Raw genomic sequence first — 7,024 nt, 5'->3', positions numbered from 1 at the left:
CAGAACCCGCTCACCCAGTTTCCGCAGCCCAAGTTCCCCGAGCAGACCCAGGAAGCGCCGGGCGCCCGGTCGCGCGCAGGCACGCTCCTACGAACGGCGAAGTGATTGTGGGTGGTTGGTGGGGGATCGGCGTATGACTTGGACGCAATCGGCCGCTCGCGTGCAGGTTGTCGCCGAGGCAACGACGGCGCCGTTACCGTTGACGAACGATGCACCACATCCACGTAGGAGCGTGCCTGCGCGCGACGAGGCTTTATCGGTAACGCCCGGGTCGCGCGCAGGCACGCTCCTACGAGGGGCTCAGCGATCCTGTGTGGTAGGCGCGGGCTCGCCGTCCACATCGGCCTTGACGTCGGCTTCGAACAGATTCATCAGGTCGGCGCGTGCGTCGCGCGAGGTCTGGATCACCTTGGCTTCGTCGTCGTAGACCAGGTGCTGGCGATGCAGCAACTCTTCGTCGTGCTGGCGGAAGCGTTTGACGTGATCCTTGGCAACCGCCTCGCCCAGGCCGAGCGAGGTCAGCACGCGTTCGCTCAGTTCCAGGCTGGAGGCGAACACTTCGCGGAACGGTTCGGCGCCCAGGTCCATCAGTTTCCAGGCGTGCTGGCGATTGCGTGCACGTGCCAGCACCGTGGCCTGCGGGTACAGGCGGCGGATCAGTCGCACCGTCTTGATGTTGGTGTCCGGGTCATCCACCGCGATCACGAACACCTTGATGCGGTCGGCGCCAGCGGCGCGCAGCAGTTCCGGTCGCGTGGGGTCGCCGTAGTACAGCTGGCTGCCGAAGCGGCGCAGATCTTCCACGGTGTCCGGGTTGTGTTCCAGGGCCACGAACGGCACATGCCGCGCGGTGAGCAGGCGCGCGACCACCTGACCGAAGCGGCCCATGCCGGCGACCAGCACCTTGGGCGTCTGCGCATCGATGGTGTCGAACGGGCGGTCGGACTTGGGCGCATGCAGCCGCAGCGGCCCGTTGAGGATGCGCTGCATGCCGAGCAGCAACAGCGGCGTCAGTGCCATCGACACGCCGACGACGGCCACCAGCCGGTCGTGGTTGGCGCGCTCCAGCAAGCCGACCCGATCGGCCTCGTTGAACACCACGAAGGCGAATTCGCCACCCAGCCACAACACGCTGCCCAGCATCAGGCTGCTGCGCAGCGGCAACTTCGCCACGCTGCCGATGCCGACCAGCAGCGAGAACTTGACCACCAGCAGGATCGCCACGCCGCCGGCGATCAGGCCTGGCTCGGCGACCACCCGGTTCAGATCGATGCCCATGCCGACCGAGATGAAGAACAGCCCCAGCAGCAATCCTTCGAACGGCTCGATCTGCGATTCGAGCTCATGGCGAAATTCCGAATCGGCCAGCAGCACGCCGGCGATGAAGGCACCCAGGCTGGCGCTCAATCCGGCTTCCTGCATGATCCAGGCGGTGCCCAGCACCACCAGCAGGGCGCTGGCGGTGAACACTTCCGGCATGCGCGTGCGCGCCACCACGTTGAACAGATGGCGCAGCACAAAGCGCCCGCACAGGATCACCAGCGCCAGTGCCGCGACCGCCTTGGCCACGTCGGGCCATGCCAGCGTGGCGTTCTTGCTGCCGCCGAGCAGCGGAATCGCCGCCAGCAACGGGATGGCGATCAGATCCTGGAACAGCAGGATGGCGAACGCCAGGCGCCCGTAGTCGCTATTGAGCGCCTTGCGCTCGGCCAGCAGCTGCAGGCCCACCGCGGTGGACGACAACGCCAGCGCCACGCCGACGATCAACGCGCTCTTCCAGCCCAGGTTGCCGAGCATCAGCAGGCCACCCAGGATCAGCGTGGTCACCACCACCTGGGTGGCGCCGGCACCGAACACCGAATGACGCATCACCTTCAGGCGGGCCGGCGACAGTTCCAGGCCGATCACGAACAGCAGCATCACCACGCCGATCTCGGCCGCGCCGCTGATGCGCTCGGCATCCTGCACCACGCCCACGCCATCGGGCCCAAGCACCACACCGGCGACCAGATAGGCCAACACCGCGCCCAGGCCGAAGCGCTTGAACACCGGCACCGCCACGATGGCGGCCAGCATCAGCACCAGAGCCAGTTCCAGACCACCGCTATGCATGCACGTTCTCCGTTGAGGTTCGCATTATGCCGCCCGCGGTCGGCTGCTGGCCTGGATCGGCGTGCGCTGCGTGCAACTGTGTGGATTGGCGGTGTGCGCTGGTTCGGTGATGCAAGCCGGCAGCACCACATCGCGGGCAGCAATGCGCCACGTCGTCCGCATGACTGAGCTGCATGTCGCCACGTCGTTCCGCATTGCACGCGTGCACGCAGCCGCCGTTGCAGGCGATGACCCACGGTCCTGGTCGGTCGCGCACAGCCGGTCGTCGGGTGCAATGCAGTCGCTTGTCGACATGACAGGCCCGGCGTTATGGCGTCCGCCTGGACGCCCGCTGAGCATGGCCTGCGCAGGGCATTGACCAAGCGGGCGCAGGCGCGCAGACTGCGCCGCGCTGCCGCCCGGATCACCGGCCGGTACGCACCTTTCGGAGCCCTTACTCATGTCCAGCGACAGTCACCCTAGACCCGGGTCGATGACCCAGCTGGCGCGCGCCTGAGGCTCAGGTTCGCTGGCTGTCATCGACGACGGTCGTCACCAGGCGAACCACCATGTACAACGAAACCCTGCGCCTTGCCCAAGGCGTCGATGCCTTGATCGCACCCATCGCCGACTTCAACACGGCCGATGCGGTGGAATACCTCAACACCCTCGACCGCGACGAGGCCGCACAGGTGCTGGCCGCGCTGCCGCAGCCGCGTGCGGTGAAATTGCTCGAACAGCCCGAGCTGCATGCCGCCAGCGCGCTGGTCGCGCTGCTGCCGGCCGAGCAGGCCGCCTCCCTGCTCGGGCAGATGGCCGACGACCGCGCCACCGACATCTTCCATGGCCTGGATGCCGAGCAGCGCCAGCCGCTGCTGTGGCTGCTCAGTGCCGAGGCGCGGCTGTCGATCCAGGCGTTGATGCGCTACCCGCCCAATACCGCCGGCGCGCTGATGACCACCGAGTTCGTGGCAGTGCCGGCCGACTGGACGGTGGGCCGCACGCTGCAGCACATCCGCGAGGTGGAGCGCAGCCGCGAGACGGTCTATGCGATCTATCTGCTCGACCCGCACAGCCGCGTGCTGACCCAGGTGGTCACCATGCGCCGGCTGATCACCGGCGCGCCGGATGCGCCGATCCTGGAGGTGGCGCAGGTCAATCCGCCGGTCACGGTGGACCCGGCACTGGACCAGGAAGAAGTCGCCCGCCTGATCCGCCGCCACGACCTGCTGGCGATCCCGGTGGTAGATGCGCACGGCCATGTGCTCGGCATCGTCACCGTGGACGATGTGCTGGACGCATTGATCGCCGAATCCACCGAGGACGTGCACAAGTTCGGCGGCATGGAAGCGCTGGACAAGCCCTACATGCAGATCGGCTTCGGTCAGATGATCAAGAAGCGCGCCGGTTGGCTGAGCGTGCTGTTCCTGGGCGAAATGCTCACCGCCAGCGCGATGCAGCACTTCGAGGACGAGCTGTCCAAGGCGGTGGTGCTGACCCTGTTCATTCCGCTGATCATGAGCTCGGGCGGCAACTCCGGCTCGCAGGCCACCTCGCTGCTGATCCGCTCGCTGGCACTGCGCGAGCTGCGCCTGGGCGACTGGTGGAAGGTGGCGCTGCGCGAGCTGCCGACCGGGCTCACCCTGGGCACCATCCTGGGCCTCCTGGCGATCGTGCGCATCACCATCTGGCAGACCGCCGGCCTGTACGACTACGGCCCGCACTGGCAGATGGTGGCGCTGACCATCGGCGCGGCGCTGATCGGCATCGTCACCTTCGGCTCGCTGTCCGGCTCGATGCTGCCGTTCGTGCTGCAACGGCTCGGCTTCGACCCGGCCAGCGCCTCGGCGCCGTTCGTGGCCACGCTGGTGGATGTCACCGGGCTGGTGATCTATTTCAGCATTGCCGCGGCGATCTTGAGTGGCACGCTGTTGTAATCGGTTGCCTTGGAGGCCTGGCGAGCAGTCGCCAGGCCTCTATCCATGCCGGACGTGTTTCGACTGACCGGAAGGGTGAATGCCTGCGTCCTCGGCGCATCAGGTGCATCGGCCTGGCGCATCGCCGACTCTAGCGATGCCTCTGCACCCCCCGGTTGGGTGGTGACCCCGGCGTGACACACTCATGGTGCACAGCGCGCCGATGCCTGGATCCATCAGTGCGTGTACCGTAGCGCGATGGCATTGTTCTCTTCCGCACGATGAGTACCTACCACCTGCAGCAGGTCTTTCGTCCCACCACCGTGGCGGTGGTCGGCGGCAGTCCGCGCGATCGCTCGGCCGGGCGGGCGGTGGTGCGCAACCTGCGCGCGGCCGGGTTTCCGGGGCAGATCGGCTGGGTGAGCCCGCGCTACAGCGAGATCGATGGCGTGCGCACGGTGGCGCGGCTGACCGATCTGCCCTGGGTGCCGGACCTGGTGGTGATCACCGCGCCGGCGCGCATCGTGCCGCGCATCGTGTCGATCGCGGCGCGGCGCGGGGTGGCTGCGGCGATCATCCTCACCGCCGGGCTGGGCAGCGGCCCCGGCTCGCCGGCCGCGCGCATGGAGGCAGCCGCGCGCGCCAAGGGCATGCGCATCCTCGGCCCGCACTGCCTGGGCGTGATCGCTCCGCATGCGCGGCTCAATGCCAGCATCGCCGCGCATTGCCCGCAGGCCGGCGACCTGGCGCTGATCTCCGAGTCCAGCGCGATTGCCGCAGCCTTGGTGGAATGGGGCGTGGCGCGCTCGGTGGGGTTCTCGGCGGTGGTGTCGCTGGGCGATACGCTGGATGTGGATTTCGGCGATCTGCTCGACTACTTCGCCACCGACTACCGCACCCGCGCGATCCTGCTGTATGTCGAACGCATCGGCGATGCGCGCAAGTTCATGTCGGCCGCACGCGCCGCCGCGCGCGCCAAGCCGGTGGTGGTGGTCAAGTCCGGGCGTCAGTTCCGCATCAATCCCAATGCCGACACCCACGCGCAGGCGTTGGCCGGCTCGGACGCGGTGTATGGCGCGGCATTCGCACGTGCCGGCCTGTTGCGGGTGGGCGCGCTGGACGAATTGTTCGCCGCCGCCGAAACCCTGGGCCGGCTCGGCAGTTTTCCCGGCCGGCGGCTGGCCATCCTCAGCAACGGCGGCGGGGTGGGGCAGCTGGCGGTGGACCAGCTGGTGCTGCGCGGCGGCACCCTGGCCGAGCTGTCGGCCAAGACGCTGGAGCGGCTGGATCAGTCGCTGCCGCAGGGCTGGTCGCGCAGCAATCCGGTTGACATCATCGTCGATGCCGACGGGCCGCGTTATGCCGCGGCGATCGAAGCCCTGCTGGACGATCCGGAGAACGACGCGCTGCTGGTGGTCAACGTGCCCACCGCGTTCACCTCCTCGGCCGATGCGGCCAAGGCGCTGACCCGCGCGCTGGACCAACGCAACCGCTACCAGCGCGAAAAGCCGGTGTTCGCGGTGTGGCTGGGCCAGGACGATGCGGCGATTGCCGCGCTCAATGCCGCGCGCGTGCCCACCTATGCGACCGAGTCGGACGCGGTGCGCGGCTTCACCCACCTGGTGCGCTACCGCGAGGCGCAGGCGGCGTTGATGGAGACCCCGCCCAGCCTGCCGGAAGATTTCGTGGTGGATGCCGGCATCGCCCGGGCGGTGGTCGACGACGCCCTGGCCGCCGGTCGGCGCTGGCTGGACCCGGTCGCCACCAACCGCCTGCTGGCCGCCTACGGCATCCCGATCGTGCCGCTGCAGGTGGCCGCCACCGCCAACGAGGCCGCATTGCTGGCCGACCCGTTACTGGCCGTCGGCCGCACGGTGACCTTGAAGGTGCTGTCCAGCGACATCGCGCACAAGTCCGATGTGGATGGCGTGCGCCTGAACCTTTCCAGCGTGGCGGCGGTGCGCGAAGCGGCGACCGGCATCCTGGCGCGTGCGCGCGCCGCGCACCCCAATGCGCTGATCGAAGGAGTGATCGTGCAGCCCACCGTGCTGCGGCCCAAGGCGCGCGAACTGATCGCCGGGATCGCCGACGACCCGGTGTTCGGCCCGGCGATCGTGTTCGGGCGCGGCGGCACCGCGGTGGAAGTGATCAACGACCGCGAGCTGGCGTTGCCGCCGCTGGATCTGCGCCTGGCCCACGAGCTGATCGGGCGCACCCGGGTGTCGCGCATCCTCAAGGCCTACCGCGACGTGCCGGCCGCCGACGAGCGTGCGGTGGCGCTGGTGCTGGTCAAGCTGGCGCAGCTGGCCGCCGACATCCCCGAAATCACCGAGCTGGACATCAACCCGCTGCTGGCCGACCGCGATGGCGTGATCGCGCTGGACGCCCGCGTGGCGGTGGCGCCGGCGCGCAAGCTGCACAAGGGCCGCGGCCATCCGCGTTTTGCGATCTTCCCGTACCCGAAGGAATGGGAGCGCCAGATCGGGCTGGGCGATGGCACGCATGCGCTGGTGCGCCCGGTGCGCCCGGAGGACGACGCGCTGTTCCGCGCGTTCTTCGCACGGGTCACCGACGAAGACCTGCGGCTGCGCTTCTTCCAGTCGGTCAAGCATTTCAGCCACGAATTCATCGCGCGGCTGACCCAGCTCGATTACGCGCGCTCGATCGCGCTGGTGGCCATCGACCCCAAGACCGGCGACATGCTCGGCGCGGTGCGGCTGCATGCCGACGCCGACTACGAGCGCGGCGAATACGGCATCCTGATCCGCTCCGACCTCAAGGGCCACGGCATCGGCTGGCAGCTGATGCGCATCATGATCGAGTACGCGCGCTGGCTGGGCCTGAAGCAGATCGAAGGCCAGGTGCTGCGCGAGAACCGCACCATGCTGGCAATGTGCCAGAGCCTGGGCTTCGGGGTCCGCCCGGATCCGGACGATGCGACCCTGATGGCGGTGACACTCCCTATAATGGGCGAGCCACGCCCGGCCTGACCTCGCGTCACGCCGCGGTCCCCCATC

3 protein-coding genes are annotated in these 7,024 nt (G+C 68.5%); 2 read left to right on the top strand and 1 reads right to left on the bottom strand.

Translation table 11 applies throughout. From position 1 onward, the window contains the following. Positions 1-300: 300 nt before the first annotated feature. On the bottom strand, positions 301-2,112 hold the full coding sequence (locus tag ABQ137_RS19070) for a monovalent cation:proton antiporter-2 (CPA2) family protein (RefSeq protein WP_053051610.1): 1,812 nt from the start codon (positions 2,110-2,112) through the stop codon (positions 301-303). A gap of 548 nt (positions 2,113-2,660) precedes the next feature. Here ABQ137_RS19070 and mgtE point away from each other — a divergent pair. Then, entirely contained in the window at positions 2,661-4,028 is a 1,368-nt protein-coding gene (gene mgtE, locus ABQ137_RS19065) for a magnesium transporter (RefSeq protein WP_024940695.1), read from the top strand. A gap of 260 nt (positions 4,029-4,288) precedes the next feature. Continuing rightward, positions 4,289-6,997, top strand: coding sequence for a bifunctional acetate--CoA ligase family protein/GNAT family N-acetyltransferase (locus tag ABQ137_RS19060; RefSeq protein WP_039521122.1), 2,709 nt, complete (start codon positions 4,289-4,291; stop codon positions 6,995-6,997). The last annotated feature ends 27 nt before the right edge of the window (positions 6,998-7,024 follow it).

The organism is Xanthomonas sp. WHRI 8393, from assembly GCF_040203315.1.
Classification (GTDB): Bacteria; Pseudomonadota; Gammaproteobacteria; order Xanthomonadales; family Xanthomonadaceae; genus Xanthomonas; species Xanthomonas arboricola.
Note: the sequence above shows the minus strand (reverse complement) of the source record. Positions and strands in the feature narration are given on the sequence as shown.